At 45.4% G+C, this 23,964-nt stretch carries 30 protein-coding genes; all 30 read left to right on the top strand.

From position 1 onward, the window contains the following. Nucleotides 1–62: 62 nt before the first annotated feature. The 30 genes from GPK60_RS10275 to GPK60_RS10420 all read left to right on the top strand — a co-directional run bounded on the left by GPK60_RS10275 (nt 63) and on the right by GPK60_RS10420 (nt 23,962). A complete protein-coding gene (locus tag GPK60_RS10275) occupies nt 63–842 on the top strand; it encodes an AAA family ATPase (protein ID WP_215659844.1) in 780 nt (259 codons plus the stop codon). 3 nt (nt 843–845) lie between these two features. After that, complete coding sequence (locus tag GPK60_RS10280) at nt 846–1,118, top strand: hypothetical protein (protein WP_215659846.1); 273 nt, start codon at nt 846–848, stop codon at nt 1,116–1,118. A 4-nt stretch (nt 1,119–1,122) separates the two neighbouring features. Beyond that, a complete protein-coding gene (locus tag GPK60_RS10285; RefSeq protein ID WP_252191365.1) occupies nt 1,123–1,518 on the top strand; it encodes a hypothetical protein in 396 nt (131 codons plus the stop codon). Nucleotides 1,519–1,536: 18 nt separating this feature from the next. Beyond that, complete coding sequence (locus tag GPK60_RS10290; protein ID WP_215659849.1) at nt 1,537–2,859, top strand: ParB N-terminal domain-containing protein; 1,323 nt, start codon at nt 1,537–1,539, stop codon at nt 2,857–2,859. 71 nt (nt 2,860–2,930) lie between these two features. Continuing rightward, nucleotides 2,931–3,542, top strand: a complete 612-nt coding sequence (locus tag GPK60_RS10295; RefSeq protein ID WP_215659852.1) for a type II toxin-antitoxin system PemK/MazF family toxin — start codon at nt 2,931–2,933, stop codon at nt 3,540–3,542. After that, nucleotides 3,539–4,132 (top strand): hypothetical protein, encoded by a 594-nt coding sequence (locus tag GPK60_RS10300; protein ID WP_215659854.1) that lies wholly within the window; start codon nt 3,539–3,541, stop codon nt 4,130–4,132. The genes GPK60_RS10295 and GPK60_RS10300 overlap by 4 nt, the downstream gene beginning before the upstream one ends. Next, nucleotides 4,125–4,553: a single-stranded DNA-binding protein gene (locus GPK60_RS10305; RefSeq protein WP_215659857.1), complete on the top strand. Its 429-nt coding sequence runs from the start codon at nt 4,125–4,127 to the stop codon at nt 4,551–4,553. The genes GPK60_RS10300 and GPK60_RS10305 overlap by 8 nt, the downstream gene beginning before the upstream one ends. Before the next feature lie 23 nt (nt 4,554–4,576). Beyond that, the gene (locus GPK60_RS10310) at nt 4,577–4,951 is read left to right on the top strand and encodes a hypothetical protein (RefSeq protein ID WP_215659860.1); all 375 of its coding nucleotides are present in this window, start codon (nt 4,577–4,579) and stop codon (nt 4,949–4,951) included. Further along, nucleotides 4,920–5,363 carry a hypothetical protein gene (locus tag GPK60_RS10315; RefSeq protein WP_118041374.1) on the top strand — a complete coding sequence of 148 codons (444 nt, stop codon included), beginning with the start codon at nt 4,920–4,922 and terminating at the stop codon, nt 5,361–5,363. Before GPK60_RS10310 ends, GPK60_RS10315 begins: the two co-directional genes overlap by 32 nt. Before the next feature lie 226 nt (nt 5,364–5,589). Further along, the gene (locus GPK60_RS10320; RefSeq protein WP_252191366.1) at nt 5,590–6,099 is read left to right on the top strand and encodes a hypothetical protein; all 510 of its coding nucleotides are present in this window, start codon (nt 5,590–5,592) and stop codon (nt 6,097–6,099) included. A 77-nt stretch (nt 6,100–6,176) separates the two neighbouring features. Then, nucleotides 6,177–6,716: a phage terminase small subunit P27 family gene (locus GPK60_RS10325; RefSeq protein WP_118004651.1), complete on the top strand. Its 540-nt coding sequence runs from the start codon at nt 6,177–6,179 to the stop codon at nt 6,714–6,716. Between the two features lie 3 nt (nt 6,717–6,719). After that, nucleotides 6,720–8,519: a terminase TerL endonuclease subunit gene (locus tag GPK60_RS10330; RefSeq protein WP_215659863.1), complete on the top strand. Its 1,800-nt coding sequence runs from the start codon at nt 6,720–6,722 to the stop codon at nt 8,517–8,519. Continuing rightward, the gene (locus GPK60_RS10335) at nt 8,520–9,926 is read left to right on the top strand and encodes a phage portal protein (RefSeq protein WP_215659866.1); all 1,407 of its coding nucleotides are present in this window, start codon (nt 8,520–8,522) and stop codon (nt 9,924–9,926) included. Between the two features lie 2 nt (nt 9,927–9,928). Next, nucleotides 9,929–10,753, top strand: coding sequence for a head maturation protease, ClpP-related (locus GPK60_RS10340; protein WP_252191367.1), 825 nt, complete (start codon nt 9,929–9,931; stop codon nt 10,751–10,753). 20 nt (nt 10,754–10,773) lie between these two features. After that, on the top strand, nt 10,774–12,006 hold the full coding sequence (locus tag GPK60_RS10345) for a phage major capsid protein (protein WP_215659868.1): 1,233 nt from the start codon (nt 10,774–10,776) through the stop codon (nt 12,004–12,006). 51 nt (nt 12,007–12,057) lie between these two features. Beyond that, entirely contained in the window at nt 12,058–12,366 is a 309-nt protein-coding gene (locus GPK60_RS10350; RefSeq protein ID WP_118004646.1) for a head-tail connector protein, read from the top strand. Further along, nucleotides 12,363–12,680 (top strand): phage head closure protein, encoded by a 318-nt coding sequence (locus tag GPK60_RS10355; protein ID WP_118041367.1) that lies wholly within the window; start codon nt 12,363–12,365, stop codon nt 12,678–12,680. Before GPK60_RS10350 ends, GPK60_RS10355 begins: the two co-directional genes overlap by 4 nt. Before the next feature lie 28 nt (nt 12,681–12,708). Further along, complete coding sequence (locus tag GPK60_RS10360) at nt 12,709–13,158, top strand: HK97-gp10 family putative phage morphogenesis protein (RefSeq protein WP_118041365.1); 450 nt, start codon at nt 12,709–12,711, stop codon at nt 13,156–13,158. Between the two features lie 9 nt (nt 13,159–13,167). Beyond that, nucleotides 13,168–13,527: a hypothetical protein gene (locus GPK60_RS10365; RefSeq protein WP_215659871.1), complete on the top strand. Its 360-nt coding sequence runs from the start codon at nt 13,168–13,170 to the stop codon at nt 13,525–13,527. Nucleotides 13,528–13,529: 2 nt separating this feature from the next. Continuing rightward, a complete protein-coding gene (locus tag GPK60_RS10370; RefSeq protein WP_118004642.1) occupies nt 13,530–14,165 on the top strand; it encodes a major tail protein in 636 nt (211 codons plus the stop codon). A gap of 28 nt (nt 14,166–14,193) precedes the next feature. Then, nucleotides 14,194–14,511, top strand: a complete 318-nt coding sequence (locus GPK60_RS10375; RefSeq protein ID WP_215659874.1) for a hypothetical protein — start codon at nt 14,194–14,196, stop codon at nt 14,509–14,511. Between the two features lie 86 nt (nt 14,512–14,597). Further along, nucleotides 14,598–15,035, top strand: a complete 438-nt coding sequence (locus GPK60_RS10380; RefSeq protein WP_252191368.1) for a hypothetical protein — start codon at nt 14,598–14,600, stop codon at nt 15,033–15,035. A gap of 16 nt (nt 15,036–15,051) precedes the next feature. After that, nucleotides 15,052–18,417 carry a phage tail tape measure protein gene (locus GPK60_RS10385; RefSeq protein WP_252191369.1) on the top strand — a complete coding sequence of 1,122 codons (3,366 nt, stop codon included), beginning with the start codon at nt 15,052–15,054 and terminating at the stop codon, nt 18,415–18,417. Between the two features lie 9 nt (nt 18,418–18,426). Then, entirely contained in the window at nt 18,427–19,122 is a 696-nt protein-coding gene (locus tag GPK60_RS10390) for a phage tail domain-containing protein (protein WP_215659881.1), read from the top strand. Nucleotides 19,123–19,134: 12 nt separating this feature from the next. Beyond that, on the top strand, nt 19,135–21,405 hold the full coding sequence (locus tag GPK60_RS10395) for a phage tail protein (protein WP_215659884.1): 2,271 nt from the start codon (nt 19,135–19,137) through the stop codon (nt 21,403–21,405). Nucleotides 21,406–21,421: 16 nt separating this feature from the next. Beyond that, complete coding sequence (locus GPK60_RS10400; RefSeq protein WP_118004637.1) at nt 21,422–21,652, top strand: hypothetical protein; 231 nt, start codon at nt 21,422–21,424, stop codon at nt 21,650–21,652. Nucleotides 21,653–21,654: 2 nt separating this feature from the next. Next, on the top strand, nt 21,655–21,948 hold the full coding sequence (locus tag GPK60_RS10405) for a hypothetical protein (RefSeq protein ID WP_118004636.1): 294 nt from the start codon (nt 21,655–21,657) through the stop codon (nt 21,946–21,948). Between the two features lie 28 nt (nt 21,949–21,976). Beyond that, a complete protein-coding gene (locus GPK60_RS10410; protein WP_215659886.1) occupies nt 21,977–23,038 on the top strand; it encodes a BppU family phage baseplate upper protein in 1,062 nt (353 codons plus the stop codon). A gap of 91 nt (nt 23,039–23,129) precedes the next feature. Further along, the gene (locus tag GPK60_RS10415; protein ID WP_118004634.1) at nt 23,130–23,561 is read left to right on the top strand and encodes a hypothetical protein; all 432 of its coding nucleotides are present in this window, start codon (nt 23,130–23,132) and stop codon (nt 23,559–23,561) included. Between the two features lie 2 nt (nt 23,562–23,563). Then, on the top strand, nt 23,564–23,962 hold the full coding sequence (locus GPK60_RS10420; protein WP_215659889.1) for an SH3 domain-containing protein: 399 nt from the start codon (nt 23,564–23,566) through the stop codon (nt 23,960–23,962). The last annotated feature ends 2 nt before the right edge of the window (nt 23,963–23,964 follow it).

The raw sequence follows: 23,964 nt of genomic DNA on the forward strand, positions 1-23,964 counted from the left end.
GGTCGATATAGCGTCCGAATTTATGGACTAAAAAATATAACAGGATAACAGGAGGAAACAACATGAGAATTATTGCAGTAATGTCACCAAAGGGAGGAATCGGAAAAACGACGACATCCGATTCAATCGCCTATATGTTGGGCGAGGAGCAGGGAAAGAGAGTGCTTGTGTTAGACGGAGACCCGCAGGGCGATACATCAAAGACGTTCGGGGTATTTGAACCGGACGGAATCGGAATGAGTGAGCTGCTTGAGAAACATGAATGTGTCGGCGGTACATACAAAACGGGTGATTTGATTCGCCCGACGGAATACTCACACGTTGACATCATTCCGGCGAACGGCTATCTCATGAAAACGGACATGAATTTGCTGCTCAAGTCAGAGGACAATCAAGTCACACGATTGCGTGAGGCGTTGGAGGAGGTAGCAGACGCATACGATTATTGCATTTGTGATTGTGGTCGACTGCTTGACATGGTGGTCATCAATATCCTCATATCGGCAGAGTTAATCATTGCACCCGTAAAGGTTGGAGGATATGAAATCGAGGCATTGCAGAACCTTGAGGAGCAGATTGAGGACTTGAGAGACATCAATCCGGATTTGAGAATCAAGGCACTTATGACCATGCGACAGAAAAACAAGACCTCTCTTGAGGTTGAGGAGTGGCTGAAAGCAGATTCCGGATTTGACATGTTTGTCACTCCGGTTCGCCGTTCCATTGTTGCAGAGAAATCAACAACGGCAATGATACCACTCCCGAAATTTTCAAAGCGTGGAATCGTGTCTCAAGATTACAGATGCGTTGTGCATGAGTTACTCAAGGAAATGGAGGGGTAGGACATGAAAGAACATGATTGGGCGAAATTATATGCGGATGCAGATAAATTCATGAAAAAAGTCGGAGGCACTGATTTCAATGTCAAAACAAACATAAAAACCGAAAGATGGGGAGAGGCACTTGTGACGGTAGACATCCCAAAAAGAAACAATCCCATTGCAATAATGAGAATGGATGCGAATGAATATTGCAGCAGATGCAAAGGGTTCAGACGAGACGGAAAATTATATCTCACATACATGTTGAGAATAGAGAAAATAAATGCGGAGGATTAAGCACATGGGAAACATCGTGAAAACAGCAAAATGCAGATTCTGCGGTCAAATGACGCAGATTGAGGCAGACGAAGAACTGACAGCAGCACAGGCAGAGGAACAGGCAACAATGACATGTAACTGCACAGATGCGGTTGAGTATCAGAAAGAGAAACAGAGAAAAGAAAAGGCGATGCAGAACGTCGCTGTATTGTTCGGAGAGGCAGCAACACCGGACAAAAGATGCGGAGAGGGAATTGTGAAGATTCTCAAGGCAGCAGTTGAGGAAATTTACACCGGAGGACTGGCAAAGGTCACGTTGAACCTCCGTGGAGGCGTGAAAGCCTCTATTTCGCAGAACAGCAAGGGCGAAATCAACGTCGAACGTACCGAGACAAAAAAACAGAAACTCACAGAGTAATGACAGGAGGGTGAACAGATGGCAGCAGGATTCAGCGTGAAAGACGCACTCAACAAGAACAGCAAAGCAGGGATTGACGAATCTCCGAGAGCAAGATTCCGCACAAAGGACATTTCAATTTTCAAGATGTACCGCAACGACATGAATTTTTATAGTGTTGCAGACATCGAAGAACTGGCAGGAGACATCCTCCTGTCCGGTTTGAAACAGAACCTCGAACTTGTATATGCACCGTGCGAAAAAGGCGAATACAGAATCGTCGCAGGTGAAAGACGGTGGGAGGCTCTCAAATACCTCGTATCAAAGGGGTATAAAGATTTTGAACTTGCAACCAGTAAATTGACCACACCACAGGACGATGACGAGGAACAGGTTGAAATTATCATCGCCAACTCATACCGTTCAAAGACCATTTCCGACATGATTGAGGAGGAAACACGCCTCAAGGCATCTCTTGAGCGTATGAAAGCAGCAGGAAAGAAAATCAAGGGATATGACCTGCAATCCGGACGATTGAGGGATGTGATTTCCTCAATGCTGCATGTGAGCAAAACAAAGATTGCACAGATTGAGGCAATCAATAACAATCTGATTCCGGAATGGAAAGAGGAACTCAAGAAAGAACGCCTCACATTCTCCGCAGCTTATGAATTGAGCGGAATGACGGAGGATGAACAGCGTGAGACACTGGGGAAATTTTCAGAGACCGGAGAACTGACACACAAAGAAGTGAAAGACATGAAAGAGGCGAAAGCAGCAGGGCAGCAGGTGTCAGAATCCGACACGGAAGAAAACGGCATGAATCCTCCGGAGGCAAGAGCGGGCGACGATTATGAGACACCTCATCCGGAGGGAATCACATCTCTCTGTTATTCCTGCACCGAATATGAGACTTGCAATGTTAAGACCGGAACATGTACCTCATGCGACCAGTACAAGAACCGTGCAGAGGCATACAAGACCGACGAACAGAGGTATTCAGAGGAACAGGATGCAATCGACCGTGAGACAAAGAAAAAACTCCGTGAGATGGAACAGGAGGAGAAGATGCAGAAACTCCCATCAACAGCACCGGAGGAAATAAAGACAATCAGAGTGTCACAGGACAAATTCGAGGAATACACGGGAGAATATAGGAAACCGTACATGATAACAAAAGACGACGGATTCAAGGTCGGAAATGTCGTCAAATTAGTAGTATTTGTAGCAGGTAAAGCAACCGGAGAGACGGCAGACATGAGAATCACCTGCAAAGACGATGACATCACATGCAGCGGACTGTCAGACGGTTGGTGCGTTATCGGTTTAGGCGTGGCACAGAGGAGACAGAATGAGTTATAAACAGAGACACCCGTATTTGATGCAGCTTGCATATATCATCAAATACAGTTTGAAGAATTGGAGGAAAAGACATGAATAACATCAAAAGAGGCGAAATGTTCTATATCAGCAGAGGGGGGGTGTCGTATAGCGGGAGCGAACAGCACTCCGACCGTCCGGCGGTCGTTGTAAGCAATGACAAGAACAATGAGAACAGCAATGTCGTTGAGGTTGTATATATGACCACGCAGCCGAAAACAGACCTCCCGACACATGTAACAGTGAGGTCAACAGGCAGACCAAGCACCGTTTTATGTGAGCAGGTCTATTCGGTATCAACAGAACGCATCGGAACGTATATCGGGGAGTGTTCAGACAAAGAGATGGAGAACATCGACATCGCTCTCATGATTTCCTTGCAGCTTGACGGCAACATGAAAACCTCGAAGAAATACAATGAGACAATCAAAGAGCAACAGGAGGAAATTGACCACCTCAAAACAGAAATCGAGGAAATGGAAAAAGACTGCAAAGAACTGATTGAACAGGTCAACCAGTATGCAGCAGCCAACACAGAGAAAAATGAGAAAATCGCAAAAATGGCATCATCAGAGGAGACAATCAGATTGCAGACAGAAAGAGACACATACAAGACCATGTATGAACAGTTACTCAACAGATTAGTGAATGGAGGAGCAGCATGAACAAAAGCACATTAAAGGCAGAATTTATCAATGCGAAAATCAAGGATGCAAAATACATCGGAGTGAGTATCAAGACGGAGGGCAGCAGTCAGCCGGAAATCATCATCAATCCGAGAGAGAATTTCGATGCGAAATTTGATTATTACATGGAGGCATACGATGACGATTTGATTCTGAATGCAGCAAAGGGCAAAAAGGACATCCGCATCGTGGCAGCAGGACACGGAAACCGATTCGAGGACATTGAAAACCAGTTAATCGGGGAAAAGGGCAAAGGTTGGAGAGAATTGATTGCAGGAGCGATTGACAACGCCTATGACCGTTTGGTTGCAAGCACACCTCCACAGACGGAGGAGGAAAAGACCCATTGCGAAATGATAAAAGAGGCAGTCAAGGGAATGTTTATCAATGAGAGCAGGACGGCAGCAGAGGCAGAGTTCATCAAGACCCATATTGTTGATTATGAGAAAATATTCGATGTCTGCATGAATGGCGATGACCTTGAGTTCAAAAAAGGACTTGTCAGATTGCAGAAAATGCAAAATGAATATGTGATGCAGAGAGAACGGGAGGAAACGGCGAATGAATAAAGTTATATTGATGGGGCGACTTACAAGAGACCCGAATGTCAGATATACACAGCAGAACAGTTCACAAGAATCCATGTGCGTGGCACGTTACACACTGGCAGTCGACCGCAGAGGTGCAAGAGACGGGCAGCAGTCAGCGGATTTCATTTCCTGCGTTGCATTTGGCAAAAACGGCGAATTTGCAGAGAAGTATTTCAAGCAGGGAACAAAAATTGCTATTACGGGCAGGATTCAGACAGGTTCATACACCAACAGAGACGGTCAAAAGATATATACGACCGATGTTGTGATTGAGGAACAGGAATTTGCAGAAAGTAAGAAAGCAGCAGGAGAACAGGAGCAAAATGCGGGTTATACGGATGCAGGTGACGGGTTCATGAGTATTCCGGACGGCGTTGACGAACAACTCCCTTTTGCGTAAATGGAAAGGAGGAGCGTGATAATATGGGAATTATGAGCATCGTGAAAAACGTGATTGAGCATTTCAGAAAAGCCGGAAAGACAGAAAATGAGATTTCGGACATGATTGAACAGGCAGCAGACAGGGCGACAGTCAACAAAGGCGTTACAGAAAAAAAGGAATATAAAAGACCGGAAATCAAGGTCGAAACATCGGCAGAACAGTTCGTCGAGGCAGTCATGCAAACGGGTGTCACAGCGGAGCAGGTAAAAACGGCAATTATGAAAATGTGCGATTCGCAAAGATGCACAAATCGCCAAAACACGAATAACTGGCGTAAAATGCACGGTCTGCCTATGAGAAGAAAGCAGAAAGCGAGGAAAAAGCATGAAAGAGGAAAAAGAGCAGACAGTCATTGACAAAACCCTGCTATATCTCGAAAACTATCGTGAAATGGAGCGGTACATCAAAGAGGCGGTATCAGAGACCTCTCAAGTGCCGGATATAGGCAAATACAACATATCAGCAGAAAGAGCGTTCCTGCAATCGGTTAGAGAGTGCCGTGCAGAGACGGTCATTCTGTTCGAGCATCTCAAACAGGCTCTTGCATCACTCAAAGAGGATGCAGAGGCAGCAGGTGAGGGGTACAAGTACGACGCACTTGAGGCAGTCTATATCAAGGGCAAGACATACGAGGATATAGTAAGGGAGACAGGATGCGGACGCAACTCACCGAAAAAGTGGTGCAAGGTCATGATTCAACGCCTGTCAATCAAATTATTCGGTGCAAAAGCGATTGAAAATGATAAAAACGGAGTGAAAACAGGGTGAAATGAGGGTGAAAATAGGGGTAAAAAGTGGGTGAACAAAAGGCAAAATAAACGTGATAATATGTTAGCGTGAACAGTTGAGACGAGCGATTGCAGATATGCAGTCGCTTTTTTCTTGCCTGTTTGCCCTCCTGTTATATGCGGGTAAGTGTACACAGTAATGTGCATAACTGCCCGCCTCTTGTGGATAACAGGACAGGAGAACCAATGAAGAGAGGAGAACGCAGATGCTTTTGAAATCATGCAGGTGTGGCAAGTTGATTCCACAGTCAGTAAAGATGTGCGAGGAATGTGAGCAACGGCAGCAGTCGAGGCACATGATATACAACAACACACGGCGAGACAAGAGAGCAGCCGAGTTCTATGTGTCAAAGGAATGGCGGGCGATGCGGGAGCATATCATTGAGGTCTATGACAACGTGGATATATACGCATTGTATGTCGAGAATGAACTACTCACATGCGAACCAGTACACCACATAGTTGAACTTGAGGACGACTGGGAACAACGCTTGAATCCGTTCAACCTCATACCTCTCAACCATAAGACACACAACACAATCACTGCTCTGTATAAGCAGAGCAAAGCGAGCATGAGAGCAACACAGAAACAGTTGAGGTCACTGATTGAGTACCACTTTCGAGAGGCAGGGGGATATAAAAAAGTTTTGTACGATTCATTTCTAGTCGCACCCCCTCTTTTGTTTGGAGAAAACTCCCCACGGGAATTTCAGTAGACAGGTGCATCCGAAAGGGGTGTCAGAATGTGACACAAAATCACTGAAATGTTGACGGAAAGGGGGTTTGTTGCTACATGGCAGGACAGAGACAACCCACGGATTTGGTTGTTATGAACGGGCGAAAACACCTCACAAAAGCAGAAATTGAGGCACGAAAAAACGCCGAGGTTGTAGCACCGAACGACAAAGTGAAACCTCCGTCATATTTGACACCGGAGCAAAAGAAAAAGTTCCGGAAGATTGCGAAAGAATTACTTGAAATCAAACTGATTGCGAATGTTGACTGCGATGCACTGGCGAGATTACTCATTGCACAAGACCAGTACATCGAAATCACGCAGCAAATCAGAACAACTCCATTGATGGAGGATGTTCCGGTATATGAGACAAAGACGAATCCGGACACGGGAGAAAAAGAACGTGTGCAGGTCGGTACAAGGCAGGTCGTGAACGGTGAACGTGAGCGTCTCATGATTATTCAAGACCGCTGCATGAAACAGTGCAGACAGGGAGCATCGGATTTCGGATTGACAGTCTCCTCACGCTGCCGTTTGGTCGTACCGAAACCACAGCAGCAAAAGCCGGAGAATAAATTTGCGAAATATGCAAATTAAGGTATGGCGAAAACAGGAGAAACACAAGACCGCTGCACACAATACGCCCTTGATGTTGTTTCGGGCAAGATAACAGCCGGAGAATATGTCCGACTTGCATGTCAAAGACACCTCGACGACATTGAGAAATCGAAAGCAGCACCGTACAAATACTATTTCGACGTTGAAAAGTCAGAGGAAATCATCAATTTCGCAGAGGAATTGACCATTGCAGAGGGCGAAGAAAACGAGCATGTGACCGCATATCCGTTCCAGTGCTTTATTTTAGGGTCACTCAACGGGTGGAGAACAAAGGAAAAATCATACAGACGGTTCAGAACGTCCTATGTGCAATTAGGCAGACAGAACGGAAAATCGTTCATCAACGGTATTTTGGCATGTTATTACGGGAATTTTGACGGGTACAAGTACGGAAAAATCTTTTGTACAGCTACCAAGCAAGACCAAGCGAACATCGTTTTTGACGAGGTCGCAAAATTCATCAATTCGGACGAGGATTTGTCGGAATGGTTCAAAGTGCATGACCACAACCACACGATTGACTGTCTATTGACACATTCGGAAATCAAAGCGTTGTCCGGTGATACAAAGTCGCTTGACGGACACCGTGCGTATTTGGGAATTGTCGACGAGTATCACGCACACAAGACGAATCAGATGTACAAGCTGCTTGAGGGAGGTATCAAGAAACTCAAGTCGGCATTGATTTCAGTCATCACGACAGCAGGGTTCGACCTCAAATCACCCTGTTATAAATTGTATGAATATTGCTGCAATCTGTTAAAGGGCGTTTTTGAAAACGACAGTCAGTTCGTATATATCGCACAGATGGACGAGCATGACGACAGATATGTTCCGGAGAACTGGATAAAAGCGAACCCGATTCTTGAATTTGACAGGGATGCTCTTGAAAACCTCATACCGATTGCACATACCGCCCGTGATATGGGCGGGGAGGATTTACGAGATTTCCTCGTAAAGCAGTTGAATATGTGGATGCAGTGGTCAAATTCACTGTATATCAAGGACATCGCAAAATGGAAAGCATGTGCCGTTCTGAAATCACTCAAGGATTTCAGAGGGTCAAAATGTTATGTCGGGGTTGACCTGTCATCCGGAGGCGACTTGACATCAATCGCAATCGTGATTCCGTTCATGGTTGACGGAGTAAAGAAATATTTTGTACACACACATTCGTTCATTCCGTCCTCAAGGGTGGATGAACACATCAAGACCGATAAAGTACCTTATGACGTATGGATTGAAAAGGGTCTTGTGACAGTGACCGAGACACTGGGAGGAATAAAGACAGATTACAAATACATCATCAAATATCTTGAGGATTTGGTGAAAGAATACGACCTCAAACCACAGTTGATATGTTATGACCCGCACAACGCATCGGCGTTCCTGTCAGACCTTGAGGCGTTGGGATTCGATTCAATCTCTGTCACGCAGACAGCGAAAGAGTTGAACGATGCGACAGTTGATTTCAGACTTGAGATTTTGGCGGGCAACGTGGAAATCGAGGGAATCGAGGTCGGAAAAGAGGGAAACAAGATTGTTGTTCCTGCCGATGGTTTGCTTGTGTGGTCTATCGCAAACGCAAAGACCATCTCAAACAACTACGGCGAAATAAAAATTGACAAAGACATCACGACAGAGAGAATCGACCCGATTGACGCTATCATCGACGCATGGAAACACGCAATGAAAGAGGAATACCGTCCGGATGTGAATGAGACTGTCAATGAATGGCTTGAGCAATTTGAAAAATACATGAAGAAAGGCGGTGAGAAATAAATGAATCCGTTTCAGAGATTAGGAGTGAAAATTTCAAATTGGTGGAGAGGTGAACCACAGGACAGCGGAGGCGTTGTGACACTGAACTCACCGTCGTTCATTGAACGGATAGGACTGAAAAGAAAAGGGAAACCGACATCAGAGGTCACATATTTCACATGTCTCAAGATGCTGTCGGAGACCCTTGCGAAAATGCCTATCAAATATTATCAGAAAACGGACAAGGGAATCATTGAGGCAGAGGCGACGGACACATCAAAGCTGCTCTCAAAAAGACCGAATCCGTTTATGACACCAACGACATTTTGGAACACGGTTGAAATCAACCGCAACCATTACGGAAACGCCTATGTGTACATGAGAAAGAAGTTTGACCGCAAGAAATACGGCGGTGAAATCAAAATCGTTGATTTGTGGGTTATGCAGTCAAATTGTGTGCAGATAGTCGTTGACGATGCGGGAATATTCGCAGGAGTTGGGCGTTTGTGGTATGTCTACACAGACCCGACATCCGGTCGTCAATATGTGTTCAGCACAGACGAGGTCATGCACTTCAAAACATCATTCAGTTTTGATGGAATCACAGGACTACCAGTGCAGCAGATATTGAGAGACACGGTTGCGGGTGCATCTGAATCACAGGCGTTCATGAATAACTTGTATGAGAGCGGTCTGACAGCAAAGGCAACTCTTGAATATACCGGAGAACTGAACGAAAAAGCGAAAACAGCACTTGTCAAGTCGTTTGAGGAGTTCGGCAGCGGGGCGAAGAATACAGGAAAAATCCTGCCTGTCCCGTTGGGGATGAAACTCACACCTCTCGACATCAAACTGACAGATTCGCAGTTCTTTGAACTGAAAAAATACAATGCACTGCAAATCGCCGGAGCGTTCGGAGTAAAACCGAATCAAATCAACGACTATTCAAAGTCGTCATACAGTAACAGTGAGATGCAGCAGTTATCATTCTACGTCGACACAGAACTATTCATCATCAAGCAGTATGAGGAGGAAATCAATTTCAAGATGCTGCCGGATGAAGATGCAGACGACGGATATTATTACAAATTTAACGAAAAGGTATTGTTCCGCACCGATTCAAAAACACAGATGGAATATTTGAGAAACGGTGTCGGGGGAATGATTATCAAACCGAATGAGGCAAGACGTAAACTCGACATGGAAGATGCGGAGGGAGGCGATGTCCTGCTTGCGAATGGCAGCATCGTTCCGTTGACTATGGCGGGAGCAGCATATTTGAAAGGTGCATCCGAACCGGATGAAACCGAAGAACCGGAGCAACCGGAAGAAAAGACAGAGCCGGACACAGAGCAGCCGGACACAGCAACAGAACCGGACGAAACCGACGAGGCAGAGGACGAGGATGAACAGGAGGGAGGTGAATAATCATGCCAAAGAGACGTTTTGATTTCACAAAGAAGAATAAACGCAGCGGAAAAGTCGAAAATGTCGGCTATTTGGATTTAGAGCAGGACGAGGAACAGAGCAGATGTTCCTTGTATTTCTACGGTGACATTGTATCGGCAACATGGGAATCCATGTGGTACGAGGAGGACAGATGCCCGCAGGACATCGCAGATTTTCTCAACCAGTTAGATGGCTATGAGGACATTGATATTTATTTCAATTCCGGAGGTGGAGACGTATTTGCAGGACTGGCAATCTATAACCAGTTAAAACGATACGACGGACACAAAGTCGGTTATGTCGACGGAATGGCTGCATCCATCGCATCGGTCATCATGTTCGCTTGCGACGAACTGCATTTTGCAACAGGAGCACAAGCAATGATTCACAAACCGTTGTGCATGGCATACGGCAACGCAGACGATTTCAAGGCAGTAATAAAACAGTTGAATCTCTGCGAGGATTCAATCCTTGACGTTTACATGGAACATGTGCAGGAGGGTGTCACAAGAGACAAGATTCAGAGCCTAATGAGCAATGAGACATGGTTCGACAGTAAGAAGATGCAGCAGTATTTCAATGTCGAAATCGAAGAAAAGGCAGCAGTCGCAGCGTGTGCATCCGACTATTTTGAGAAATACAACAATATTCCGGAGGCACTCAAGGGAACTGAAAAAGAAAACATTGTCGATGCGGTGCTTGCAGAACTGGAAAAGAGAAACAGTGCAGCAGCACAGGCAGAGGAACAGAGAATCGAGGCAGAAAAGCGGGAGATTCTCGATGATTTATACCTTTACGGTATGTAAGAAATGGAGGACAGAAAGTCATGAATAAGGAATTACAGAAGTTATTGAAACAGATTAACGACAAGAAAAATGAAGTCAAGAGCCTTGTGAACGACGGAAAACTCGACAAGGCAAAGGCAGCAAAGGAAGAACTCAAGGAGTTACAGAACAGATTCGACCTCCTCTATGATTTGGACGAGGACGAGCAGGGCGGTATTGAGGATAAGGTCAACAAAGGCACTGCAAAGCAGGTCGGCGGTGAGAAAAAGGTTGACAAAAAGAACCTTGTGAAAGCGTTCGTCAACATCGTAAAAGCGGGATTCCTGCACAGAGAGGCAGACGAGGCAGATGTTGAGGTGTACAAGAACGCACTCACATCCGACACAACCGCAGGAAGTGAGGGAGAGGTCGGAATCGGCGTGACTATTCCGGAGGACATCCGAACAGACATCATCGAACTGCGTCGTTCATCCGACAACCTTGAGCAGTATGTCAATGTTGAGGGAGTTGTGACAAAGACCGGAACACGAAACATTGAGGTCGATGCAGAATCAACACCGTTCGACAACGTGGATGAGGCTGCGGATTTTCCGGAGATGGACGAGCCGGAATTTTTACCGATTGAGTACAAGGTCAAGAAAAAAGGTGGAATCCTCAAGATGACCGCTGAACTGCTTGAGGACACAGCAGCCAACATCATGGCGTACATCAACAAATGGATTGCGAAAAAGACAAAGGCAACCCGTAACGCAATGATTCTCAAGGTACTCAACGAAATGACAAAGGGAAAAGAGGTCACAGTGGAGAATCTCGACAGCCTCAAGGATATTTTCAATGAGCAGTTAGACCCTGCGATTGCAGAATCCTCAATCGTCATCACAAATCAGAGCGGTTTCAACTACCTCGACAAGTTAAAGGACAAGGATGGAAACTATATTTTGCAGAAAGACCCGACACAGCAGACAAAGGGAAAAATGCTTTTCGGGGAATACAGAATCGTGAAACTGTCAAAGAAAACGCTCAAGTCTACACCGATTATGAACAGCGATGGTCATACAATCGACGGGTACAAGCACCCTGTTTTCTGCGGTGACTTGAAAGAGGCTATCACACTTTTTGACAGAAATGTTCTGACAATCGACCTCAATGACAAAGGTGCGGGGTTATGGGATAAGGACATGACAGGTCTCAAGGTTCGTGACCGTTTCGATGTGCAGGCTGTTGACAAGGATGCAGTCATCAAGGGTGAAATCACAGAGATTGTCAACGGGTAACAAGGCAGCAGGGCGGTGAATCCGTCCTGCTATTGAAAGCAGGTGAAAAACATGACGGATGAAGAAAAAGAGAAATACAGAGACGGTCTGATTGCCACATGCAAGGTATATTGTCACATCGACTATGATGACGACATGGAAATCCTTGAATTGATGTTTGATGTGACCATGCAGGAAATGACGGAACTGATTCCGAATTTCGACCAGTACAGCCTCACAAGCCGTCAAAAGCTGCTTGCATTTATATCCGTGAAAGAACTCTACGACAACCGTGACAAATACCGGAGCGACACGAAACTGCTTGCCTCTGCTGCCTCCTCAATGCTTTTGAAAGAAATATACGGAGGTGCAGCACAATGACAGGCAGAATCAAGATAATTCGCAAGGTGTCGAGCGTTGTTGATGGCAGACGGCAGCAGGAGGAAACGGAGTTTTATTCCTGTTGGTGCGAGGTCAAGAGTTTGGGAACAAATGAGAAATACACAGCCTTGCAGACCGGACTTGAAAACACAATCGTTTTTGAGACACGAACGTGCGACAAGATGGAAGAAATCCGACTGAACTTGAAAGAGTTCTATGCGGTGTACAAAGGCGTTGAGTTCAAGATATATGATGCGTCTCCAATGTTCACGGACGACAGGAAATACCAGTTGAAATGTAGAGCGGGAGCATAGTGTCATAATCTGACACCGGAGGGATGTGATGAAAATTGAAATGGAATTTCAAGGCTTGAAAGAACTCATGAAAGCATTTGAGGATGCAGCAAGCGACGAGGACATCCGAGCAGTCAACAAAAAGATTGTTGAACAGGGGGAACCAGTCGTGAAACGCATTATGTCGGGGAAGATTCCAAAATCGGCAGATATAAAGTTGAGCGGTCGAGGATTCGGCTCAAAATCATCGGTCACATCACACGCAGCGGACAGCGTTCCACTGGGGGCGGTCAAGGTGAAAGACACCGGAGCGTCAGCGGATGTCGGATGGGAAAAGTCGGATAATAGTGAACACTTTTATGTGAAATTCATTAACTGGGGAACTATTTACAGACCGCCTCAAGAATTTATCTATGCGACAGGGCGTGAGGCAGATGCGGAACTGCAAAAAATCGCAGAACAGGAGTATCAATCCTATTTAGATAACACAATGAAATGAGGTGATAGCGTGAACAGTCAGGACATCATAAAAGACGCATCGGATGCGTTGCAGCAGATTTCAGACAGGGGAATCACTGTCATGCAAGGGTGGTATGACAAGGACATCCATGAAACACATGTGACCTTGTGGGATTTGGGAGAAGTCGACGAGAACTTTTCGGATGATGATGCGGAGGGAGTGACGCTGTCATTGCAGGTCACTATTTTTTCGGAGAGTGACGAGGTTGAACTTGCGAGGGAAATCAAGAAACTCATGAAAGAAAAAGGCTTTTCGTTTGAGGGCAGGAACGGAGACGATTCCAAACCGGAGGACGGAATCTATATGAAAGCACAAAGATTTTCAAAATTTTATGAAATGGAGGAATAGACATGACTGAAACAGTAACACCATTAAGCGAAACAGTATCACAGATTGTTAGAAGTAGAACATGCGGTTGTAGGGATTTCTACATCGCAAAAATCACACAGAATGATGCAACAGGATATGTTGCGGGAACTCCGGTGAAACTGGCAAGAGCAATCAAAGCGAAAGTTGATGAAAAATGGACTTCTGAAAAGATTTACTCCGATGACGGAACGGAGGAGGTCATCAACTCATACGAGGGAACAGAGGTCGAACTTGAGGTCAATGCACTTGCACCACAGGACAGACAGATTTTATTCGGGCAGTTATACGAGAACGGTTTCCTCATTAAGACAGCCGACGACAAAGCACCGGAGGTCGCTGTCGGATGGCGTGAGAGAAAACTGAACGGAAAGTATGATTTCAAATGGTTATACGCCGGAAAGTTTGCAGAGGGAATCAGTGAGGAGGCAAGCACAAAAGAGGGCAAATTGTCTCCGACAACAAAGAGCATCAAGGGTTCATTCTACGAGAGAAGTCTTGACAATGCGTATGAGATTTCGGTTGATGAATCAAATCTTGTGAAAGAGAACACAAAGGCAGCAGAAGCAATCAAGAGTTGGTTTTCAAAGGTGCAGGAAAAGAACGACGCAGCAGCGTAACAAGGGATATATAACAGGAGGATAAACCATGAAAAGAAAAATCATCATCAGCAACAAAGAGTTTACAATGCCGAAAATGTCGATTGATACATACACGGAGTATCTCGATATTGCGGAGCAGATTGACGCACATCCGAGATATACAAAACAGGACATTGAAATAATGGCGATGTTTGTCTGCAAAGCATACGGAGACCAGTTCACCGTTGAGGAATTAAAGAATCCGGAGACCGGACTGGATGCAGCAGGTTTGATTCTTGAGTTCCAGTTCATTGACGCAGGAATCGGGGAAGAACTCACCAAACGCATGGAGAAGATAGAGAAAAATTTTCAGAGTGGCAAGTGATACCGGAAATAGAGGTCACTTGCAGAGGGAAAAGATATTTTATCAACTCCATAACAGTGGAGCAGTACAAAAAATATATCAGTCTCATGGAGAAAAACAGCACGGAAAAGATTTCCGGAGTGATGTTTTTCAACACAAAGATAGTGCAGGAGTTATTCGGAAATGAATTGACGCTTGCGGAAATCGGGGAGATTGATGTGATTGATTTTCTAACGGCAATCAAGACGGTTCATTTTGTGATGCAGAACATAATTGCAGAGAAACTATTGAACATTGTCGAGGTTGAACAGGTGGAGAAAGAAAAGTCCGCATTTGACGAATACGACCGTGAAAACGGGTATGAGGACGAGCCGGAAGAACCGGAGGAAAATCAATGGAAAGTCTGCGGGGAGATTGTCGACCGTGTTGTAAAAATTGCGATTCGGCTTTTGAAAAACTCATACAGTCAGTGCATGAAAGAAAACATTGTCACGTTGTTGGAATACTTGCGTTTTGAATTAGACACAATCAACGAAAATCAGTAAGAGAGGAGGCGACCGAATGGCTTATACAAGCGTCAAAATTTCTGCAAATTCAAGTGATTACCAGTCACAAATGAAATCGGCAGCAGCACAAATGAAAGTCCTGTCTGCGGAATATACGACGGCAGCAACGAAAGCAAAGTTGTTCGGTTCGGAAACAGACAGCCTCAAGGCAAAAGCCGAATCGCTCACTCAAAAAATCACGGTGCAGAAAGGCATTGTGCAGTTAAATAGTGAGCAGCAGGAAAAGTTGACAAAGAAACTGTCAGAACAGAAAACAAAGCAGGAGGAACTCAAGGGAAAGATTGACGCTGCGAAAGAAGCCTATGCAAAGTCGACAGAGGAGACGGGGAAGAACTCCGAGCAGTCAAAAGCCTTAAAAGAGGAATTAGACAAACTCGAACAGGAGTACAAGGCAAATGAAACAGCAATCGGGAAAACAGAGACGGCTCTTGCAAATCAGACAGTAAAGACAGAAAAGTCAAAGACTGCCCTCATGAATATGGAGGCAGAACTGAAAAATGTTAATGAACAGTTAAAAGACAATAAACTTGAAAAATTTGCGACTGCTTGCGATACGGCGGGAACAAAGATGGAAAGTTTCGGAAAGAAAATGTCGGTTGTCTCTGCCGGAATTGCGGGCATCGGTGCAGCATCTATTGCAGCGTTCAAAGAACTCGACGAGGGATATGACACCATAGTGACAAAGACCGGAGCAACCGGAGAGGCACTTGAGGGATTGACAAAGTCTGCGGATAATGTTTTCGGCACAATGCCGGAGGATATGTCAACGGTAGGTGAGGCAATCGGAGAGGTCAACACAAGATTCCATACAACAGGAACGGAACTTGAAAAGACTTCAAAACAGTTCATACAGTTTGCAACAATCAACGGAACAAACGTCACACAGTCAGTTGACCAAGTTGACAAAATCATGAAAGCGTGGAACGTCGATGCATCACAAACGGGAAACCTGTTAGGATTGCTCACGGCAAAGGCACAGGAAACCGGAATCTCCGTTGATACGCTTGAATCAAATGTACTTGATAACAACGCAGCATTCAAAGAAATGGGTCTGTCATTGCCTCAAGCAATCAATTTGATGGCTCAATTCGATGCAAACGGTGTTGATTCCACTCAAGCGATGGCAGGTCTTAAAAAGGCATTACAGAACGCCACATCAGAGGGGAAATCAATGGACGAGGCGTTGTCAGAGACCATCGGCAGCATCAAGAACGCAAAAACAGAGACCGAGGCGATGCAGATTGCAACGGAACTGTTTGGAAAGAAAGGTGCAGCAGAAATGACAAAGGCGATTCGTGAGAATCGAATCGACCTCACCAGTCTGTCGTCATCAATGGAGGAATACGGAACGACGGTCGAGGACACCTACAACGGAACTCTCGACCCGATTGATAATGCAAAAGTTGCGATGAACAACGCAAAACTGGCATTGTCGACACTAGCATCCACAGCACAGACATCCGCAGCACCTATGATTGAGAAACTGACCGGAAAGATTCAAGAGTTGACAAAGTGGTTCACGTCGCTTTCTCCGGCACAGCAAGAAACAATCCTCAAAGTCGGTCTCGTGGTTGCTGCTATCGGTCCGTTGTCAATCGGATTCGGAAAAGTGGCAAAGGGAATCTCTGACACGGTAACGACCGGACAGAAATTTGTGTCCGGAGCTGCAAAGATAATCGCAAAGATTACGGCAAAGACAGCAGCCACGGCAGCGGGAACGGCAGCAGATACGGCAGGAACAGCAGCCACGGCAGCACATACGGCAGCTACAACAGCAGCCACAGCAACAACCGGAGGAATGACAGCAGCACAGACCGCATTGAACGCAGTCATGAATTTGTGTCCGATTATTCTGATTGTGACACTGATTGCCGGACTGATTGCAGCGGGTGTCGCCCTATATAAAAACTGGGATACGGTCAAGGAAAAACTGTCCGAATTGTGGGGCAATATCAAAGAAAAATTCAATGCAATCAACGAGACCATCACGGGAGCGTTTACGAAAGCGAAAGAGGCGGTTACGAATAAGGTCAAGGAAATCGGTGACAGCATAAAAAACAGCACCATAGGACAAGCAGCCTCAAAAGTATTCAACGGCGTAAAGGACACGGTTCACAATGTCATGTCGGCAGCGACCGAAACGGCAAAGGAAAAACTGGGGAACATGAAAACCGCCTATGAAGAAAACGGAGGCGGTATCAAGGGCGTTGTTGCTGCCGGATGGGAGGGAATCAAAGGATATTATTCAGCAGGATTCACATTCGTTGATAATTTATCCGGAGGAAAACTCTCTGAAATCAAATCGAAATTCTCTGAAAAGACATCAGAAATCAAAACAAAGGTTTCCGATGGTTGGGAGAATATGAAAACCACCGTCACCACAAAAATGACGGAATGGAAAACCAACGCATCAAACAAACTGAATGAAATAAAGACGAATTTCTCAACAAAGGTTTCAGACATCAAGTCAAATGTTTCAACAGGTTGGGAGAACATGAAAACCACCGTCACCACAAAAATGACGGAATGGAAAAACAATGCATCGAATAAATTGACGGAAATCAAATCCGGATTTTCCTCAAAGGTTTCGGAGATAAAAACGAAATGGTCGACGGATTTCACGAACATAAAGGACAAAGCGACCTCCCTCATGGAGACAGCAAAGTCTAATGTGTCAACAAAACTCGACCACATGAAATCCGCATACAGTGAAAAAGGCGGGGGAATCAAGGGAATTGTGTCTGCTACGTTTACGGGCATAAAAGACACAATGAACTCTCTCATGAGTACGGCGAACACTCTGACAGGTGGAAAACTCGACAGCATCAAATCAGCGTTCTCAAGCAAATTAGCGAGTGCGAAATCGACCGCATCGTCTGCGATGGAGAACATCAAATCATCATTCTCCTCAAAGATGGAATCCGCACACGGAGCGGTGACAGGTGCATTGTCAAGAATCAAATCGGCGTTCAATTTCAAATGGTCATTGCCACACTTGAACCTGCCTCATATTAGCGTGAGCGGAGGGAAAGCACCATACGGAATCGGAGGAAAGGGTTCGCTCCCATCATTCTCGATTCAGTGGTATAAATCCGGCGGTATCATGACAAATCCGACCGTGTTCGGAATCAACGGCAACAGTCTCATGGTAGGAGGCGAGGCAGGTGACGAGGCAATATTGCCACTTGCGGAATTTTACAACAAATTGAACAACATCCTTGATAAGAAACTGGATGCGGTTCAAAAATCAAATATTGTGTATGTGACGAATCACACATACATCGACGGAGACGAGGTTGCAAGTAGAACCGTGTCGAGAGTTGATGCACAGATGGTCACAGACAAAAGGAAAGGGAGGTAAAACAAGGCGATGAAGATAAACGGAACAGACATCAGAGTGTACAACGCAAAACAGTTGACCGCCGATGTGCAGCCTCCCTCAATCATGAATAATTATGAATGGTTGTCGGGAGCAACACTCCCGACAGAACTTGAGACAGATGTTCATATGGGTCATTTGAAACTGTCAATCTATTTCAAGGGCAAGGACAGGAACAGTATCATCCGTTCTGCGTCAGAATTTATGATGAATTTCACAAAGCCGTGCAGGTTGGAACTTGACGGCTACAAAGGAACATATATCGGGTTCATCACATCAAATGACTATGAGAAAAAGAATGTGAAACAGAGGTACGTCGTAAATGTGGAATTTGACGGCTTTTTCGTCGATGACGACCTCTCAATCACATTCGACGGGAAAACCTCCGCATCGTTCTATAAAGTGGGGACAAGAGACACTCCGTGCGTTGTGGAGGTATATGCAAAAAGCACCTTGACGAATTACACAATCAACGGACTGGGAGAGGACATCGTTGTTGAGAGCCTTGCAGCAGGAAAAACAGTTGTGATAGATGCAAAAACCGGACTTGTGACAATAGACGGGGCGAACGCATTTGACAAGGTGGATTTGTGGGAATTTCCGGTATTAAAGGCGGGAGAAACGGCACTCACATTCTCCAACACAAAGGCAAGAGTGACGGTCAGATACACTCCGATGTGGATTTAGGAGGTGAGAGCGTTGCAGATTTTTGATGATAAAAAGAAAAGAATCGGAACACTGTCCGGATTCAAGGATAGGGCAATCACCACGACACTGGATTCCGGAGATAAGGAATTGACGTTTGACTATCCTGCATCGGGAGCGTTGGTTGACCTGCTCAAAGAAGAATATTATATACGCACTAAAACGGACGAATTTGTTCTCAAAGCAGTCGAAAAAGGGGAACAGTTCAACAAATACACCGCCGTCCTCAATGTGGAGGAATTGGAGGGAACGGCGTTCCCATATGGGTTTGAATCGGATGAACAGACAATCAAAGCGTGTCTTGAGTTTGCGTTCGAGGGTACGGGGTGGCATGTCGGAACATGCACAGTCACAAAGAAAAGAACCATTGACGAGCAGGAGAGCGTCACGGCATGGGATGTCCTGCAAAAGTGCCTCACGACATACCGTTGTGAGTGCATCATTCACTCACTGACAAAGACAATCGACATCTATGACAGGATAGGAAGTGACAGAGGGTGTTATTTCATGGAGGGATTGAACCTCCGGAAAATATCTTTGAAATCCGACACCTATGATTTTTATACAAGAATCTATCCGATAGGCAAGGACGGCATCACGCCGGAATGGTTGACCGGAAAAGATTACATCGACAATTTTCAGTATAGTTCCAAAATCAAGGCGTATGTGTGGAAAGATGAGAGATACACCAACACCACAAGTCTGATTGAGGATGCGACGGCAAAGATTGAGGAAATGTCACGACCATACAAGGCATATACTGCGGAGGTGGTCGACCTTGCGAAAGCGTCAGAAAAATACAAAGACATTCTTTCATACGGAATCGGAGACACGGTCACACTTGTGTCAAAGAAAACCAGAACGAAAGAAAAACAGAGGATTGTCAAAATCACGGAATATCCGGAGACACCGGAAAAGAATACGGTTGAGATTTCAAATGCGAGAAAGACATTTGCAGAGATTCAGAAAGAGGAGACAGCAGCAGCGACCGAGGAGGCAATCTCAATCTCCAACAGGGCAACAAAGAAAGTCCTTGAGAACTATTCGACCACGGAGGAGATTGAAACCAAAATCACGGCATCGAAAAAGGCAGTCGAGGCGGGTGTTGCCTACACTCTGAAAAATTATTATACATCCGTGCAGATGGATTCCTTGATAAAAGCCACAAAAGAGGAGATTTCTCAAGAGGTAAAACATGTTGAGGAAAACTCAATGCACAACTATGTTGTGAATGGAGATTTTTCAAACGGACTTGATGATAATTGGTACAACAGTAATGAGACAAACAACTCCGTGATGGATGTGTCCGGTTTGGGTACGGTTGCAAAAATACTGAAAACATCCTCAAGCAGTTCCTATATACGGCAGAATTTAGGGAAAATACCTGCGGGAACATATCGTGTGAGATATAAGGCAGCAACAGCAGCAGGGTACGAAAGCACGGCAAGGGTGCAGGTGGGGGCGTTGGGAAGTTATTCAACGACATCCTCCGGAATGCTAAAGAGCAAAGAGTTCACGACGATTGAACGTGAAATCACGGTATCAGAGGGAACGAAATATATTTACATTTACGCATACACACAGAACGCACCCGTGTATATCACAGATATTGAGATATTAGGATTGTATTCATTGTATGCGGATGCAAAGATTCAAGTGACTGCGGAGGAAATAACCTCCGAGGTCAACAAAAAAGTGAACAGCGATGATTTCGGAACACTAATCACACAGAACGCATACAATGTCCGAATTGCATTCAACAAAGGCAGTTCGTACATGCAGTTTGATTCGACAGGAATCACGATGTACACAGGAACTATCACAGACAACACAAAAAGAACACGGTTCGATTACAACGGTGAACATTTCTATCGTGACGGAAAATATGTCGGAAAAATCGGAACAAACACCATGATAGGGAATGACAGTCAGAGAGGACTTGTGTTTGACATAGAATATGACACAGCATATATGTCATGGGCGAACAAGGAAAGTGCAAACGGCAGTTCGTACATGATGAAATGGGCGTACTGCACACAACAGTGCAACAATTATGAGGCGAATATGCTTCATGCAGGGGCAGACATTAACATGCACTATTATAAATTGAGAAACGTGAGTTTTGAAGATGGGGCAATCAATGGAACATTGACATTCAAGCAACCTTTAGCAGTGAGCAGCGATGGAACATTGTCAAAATGGTCAACAGCAACATTGACATTCAAGAATGGGATTTTGATTTCGGGTGCATGGAGTAACGGATAAAACAGGAGGAAAAACAATGCAGATGAATGACGAAAATATTCAAACAGAGGAAATCAAACAGGCAGCAGAGCCGGAGTTCAAGTTTCCGGATGATGCGGAAAGCACATCAAGACCAAACGAGACAGCAGAAGTTGTGACAAGAGAAACCGCAGAGGAAACAAACACGGAACTCTTGCAGAGCATCGACAAGAAACTTGACATGTTACTTGCAGCACAGGCAGCAACGCAGGCAGCAAAGGAGGAATAATCGTGAATACACCTATCGCAGTAAGAATCGAATGTGCAAAGGGAGAAATCCTCAACGCTATGGAGGCAATACAGACAAAACATGCGTTGCCTCCCTGCATCATGGACGGCGTTCTTTCTTCTGTACTGGCAGAGGTGAGGAGTGAGGCAAAGATTGAACTCATAAACTCCACAAATGCAATGATGGCAGAAAAAGACGAGGAACTTGAAAAGGCGAAAAAAGCAGCAAAGAGAACCTTGAGAACCGAACCGGAAGAACAGACGGAGGAGGAACATCCGGAGAATCCGGAAGAATAAGCAGTAAACGCCGAGAGGAGGTGAGAGCATGGCAGCGTTGACGAAATTGACGACGAACATCAATCTTGAGATGTCCGGAGACACAAAAAGATATTTAGTATCTGCAAAGCAAGGAGACAAGGCAACACGATTCATCGTTGCAAAACTACTCAATAACGGTGAACCGTACACAATTCCGACAGGTTCGAGAGCGGTCATCAATATTGCAAAGCCGGACGGGAAACATGTGTACAACACATGTACATATTCCGGTTCGGATGTGACGGTCGAACTGACAAATCAAGCACTTGCAGCCTCCGGAACGGCATATTGTGACATTGAAATCCGGACAAGTGATGATTCACAGATTATCACATCTGCATCGTTCACGATGGAGATTGAGAAGTCACAGAGGGATGAAAATGCAATCCTGTCATCAAATGAGTTCACAGACCTTGAGAACAGAATCAAGGGGCATATTGAGACCATTGAGAACACGGATGCAGCAGTCAAGAAAGCAGAATTGGCAAGGGTGACGGCAGAAAATGCAAGGGTAAAGGCAGAGGGTGAAAGAGCAGCAGCGGAAAAGAGCCGACAGGAAAATGAGAACACCCGCATCCAACAGGAGAAACAGAGGCAGCAGGACACATCGCAGGCAGTCAAAAACGCCGAGGATGCGACCGCAGCGACCAAACAGGCGACAAAGGACTGCAAAGAGGTCACAGACAGGGCAGAGGATGCGTTACAGAATCAAGAGCAGCTTGAGGCGACTTTGAACACGGCGACGCAGATTCGACAGGAAGTGTCACAGATGCAGTCGGCAGTCGAGGAGACAAAGAAACAGGTTGAACAGGATAAAAAGGATATTGATGACACGATTCAAAATTCCCTGCTTGCATCCGCAGAGAAAATCCTTGAGAGTGTGCAGGACTATTTCAACCGTGCCGAGGCTTTATATTCGAGCATGTATCTTGATTGTGACGGTGAAACACCATACCTGCGAACCGTGACACCGATTTTTATTGATGGAGCAACGCCACAGGTCAGACGGGCAAATGAGGGCGTTGATTTCGACGGAGGAACGCCGACCTCCCGACAATTAGCAGTATAATTCCACGATACTGGAAACAGACGGCGAAACGAACACAAAAACGTGATTGTGTGATATATTCCATAATCACGGGGCAAAGGAGGTTGAACAGATGGCAGCAATCAGACCATGCACCGGAACAACGGCAGACTGGAAAGCGGTTGAGGACACACTGATTCTCAAGGAAAGAGAGGTCGGAGTTGAAATTGACACATCCGGTCATTATTTAGTCAGACAGGGAGATGGTAAAAACAAATTCTTTGATTTGCCGATTATCGTCAATAATGCACGTTATGAGGAAATACTGGAATTGACACAGGGGTACATGAACACCGTGAACAATTTCAGCAAGAACATGACGGAGGCGACCAACAGTGCAAACAGTGCTGCAAAGACGGCAAGCGATGCAGCAGCATCCGCAACCGCAGGAGCAAAGGCGTGTGAGGGCATTGTGGACGGTCTCAACACTATGGTTGACACAGTAACAAAAAAGACCTGCGTTCTCTCGATTGAGGACGGGATTTTGACGATAAGGGAGGCTTGAGCATGACTTACAAGAAAGTAACACCGATTTCAAAAGGCGTGTTGAGAATCAGAAGTGAACCCGATGAAAGCGGGAGAGTGTGCGGTTCGGTATCTTATGGCGAGGAGGTCACGGTCGAAACGACAAAGGTGACATCGAAAAAAGGTAAAGAATATTACAGACTGGCGGGATATGGCTATATTTTAGCGTCACAGGTAAGGGATGCAGAATCGCAGACAGAGGCAGAGGCGAAAGTGGATGCAGCGGTCAAGAAAGCGGAATCAGCAGCGAGAAAAGCAGAACAGGCAGCAAAGGCGTGTGACGGCATAGCTGCCGGAATGAATGTCGTGATTGATTCTGTCACAGGGAAAGCGTGTGAGATTGGAATGACCGACGGAAATATTGTTGTAAGGGAGGCTTAACA

The sequence above is a fragment of the Ruminococcus sp. MCC718 genome, from assembly GCF_018783905.1.
In the GTDB taxonomy this organism is placed as follows: Bacteria; Bacillota; Clostridia; order Lachnospirales; family Lachnospiraceae; genus Hominisplanchenecus; species Hominisplanchenecus faecis.

Coding starts and splice junctions, on each gene's coding strand:
- GPK60_RS10385 (WP_252191369.1), top strand. CDS start 15,052: ATGGCTTATACAAGCGTCAAAATTTCTGCAAATTCAAGTGATTACCAG.
- GPK60_RS10415 (WP_118004634.1), top strand. CDS start 23,130: ATGGCAGCAATCAGACCATGCACCGGAACAACGGCAGACTGGAAAGCG.
- GPK60_RS10350 (WP_118004646.1), top strand. CDS start 12,058: ATGACGGATGAAGAAAAAGAGAAATACAGAGACGGTCTGATTGCCACA.
- GPK60_RS10380 (WP_252191368.1), top strand. CDS start 14,598: ATGGAGAAAAACAGCACGGAAAAGATTTCCGGAGTGATGTTTTTCAAC.
- GPK60_RS10355 (WP_118041367.1), top strand. CDS start 12,363: ATGACAGGCAGAATCAAGATAATTCGCAAGGTGTCGAGCGTTGTTGAT.
- GPK60_RS10345 (WP_215659868.1), top strand. CDS start 10,774: ATGAATAAGGAATTACAGAAGTTATTGAAACAGATTAACGACAAGAAA.
- GPK60_RS10390 (WP_215659881.1), top strand. CDS start 18,427: ATGAAGATAAACGGAACAGACATCAGAGTGTACAACGCAAAACAGTTG.
- GPK60_RS10290 (WP_215659849.1), top strand. CDS start 1,537: ATGGCAGCAGGATTCAGCGTGAAAGACGCACTCAACAAGAACAGCAAA.
- GPK60_RS10375 (WP_215659874.1), top strand. CDS start 14,194: ATGAAAAGAAAAATCATCATCAGCAACAAAGAGTTTACAATGCCGAAA.
- GPK60_RS10400 (WP_118004637.1), top strand. CDS start 21,422: ATGCAGATGAATGACGAAAATATTCAAACAGAGGAAATCAAACAGGCA.
- GPK60_RS10420 (WP_215659889.1), top strand. CDS start 23,564: ATGACTTACAAGAAAGTAACACCGATTTCAAAAGGCGTGTTGAGAATC.
- GPK60_RS10360 (WP_118041365.1), top strand. CDS start 12,709: ATGAAAATTGAAATGGAATTTCAAGGCTTGAAAGAACTCATGAAAGCA.
- GPK60_RS10335 (WP_215659866.1), top strand. CDS start 8,520: ATGAATCCGTTTCAGAGATTAGGAGTGAAAATTTCAAATTGGTGGAGA.
- GPK60_RS10295 (WP_215659852.1), top strand. CDS start 2,931: ATGAATAACATCAAAAGAGGCGAAATGTTCTATATCAGCAGAGGGGGG.
- GPK60_RS10315 (WP_118041374.1), top strand. CDS start 4,920: ATGAAAGAGGAAAAAGAGCAGACAGTCATTGACAAAACCCTGCTATAT.
- GPK60_RS10305 (WP_215659857.1), top strand. CDS start 4,125: ATGAATAAAGTTATATTGATGGGGCGACTTACAAGAGACCCGAATGTC.
- GPK60_RS10340 (WP_252191367.1), top strand. CDS start 9,929: ATGCCAAAGAGACGTTTTGATTTCACAAAGAAGAATAAACGCAGCGGA.
- GPK60_RS10275 (WP_215659844.1), top strand. CDS start 63: ATGAGAATTATTGCAGTAATGTCACCAAAGGGAGGAATCGGAAAAACG.
- GPK60_RS10285 (WP_252191365.1), top strand. CDS start 1,123: ATGGGAAACATCGTGAAAACAGCAAAATGCAGATTCTGCGGTCAAATG.
- GPK60_RS10330 (WP_215659863.1), top strand. CDS start 6,720: ATGGCGAAAACAGGAGAAACACAAGACCGCTGCACACAATACGCCCTT.
- GPK60_RS10320 (WP_252191366.1), top strand. CDS start 5,590: ATGCTTTTGAAATCATGCAGGTGTGGCAAGTTGATTCCACAGTCAGTA.
- GPK60_RS10370 (WP_118004642.1), top strand. CDS start 13,530: ATGACTGAAACAGTAACACCATTAAGCGAAACAGTATCACAGATTGTT.
- GPK60_RS10410 (WP_215659886.1), top strand. CDS start 21,977: ATGGCAGCGTTGACGAAATTGACGACGAACATCAATCTTGAGATGTCC.
- GPK60_RS10325 (WP_118004651.1), top strand. CDS start 6,177: ATGGCAGGACAGAGACAACCCACGGATTTGGTTGTTATGAACGGGCGA.
- GPK60_RS10300 (WP_215659854.1), top strand. CDS start 3,539: ATGAACAAAAGCACATTAAAGGCAGAATTTATCAATGCGAAAATCAAG.
- GPK60_RS10310 (WP_215659860.1), top strand. CDS start 4,577: ATGGGAATTATGAGCATCGTGAAAAACGTGATTGAGCATTTCAGAAAA.
- GPK60_RS10280 (WP_215659846.1), top strand. CDS start 846: ATGAAAGAACATGATTGGGCGAAATTATATGCGGATGCAGATAAATTC.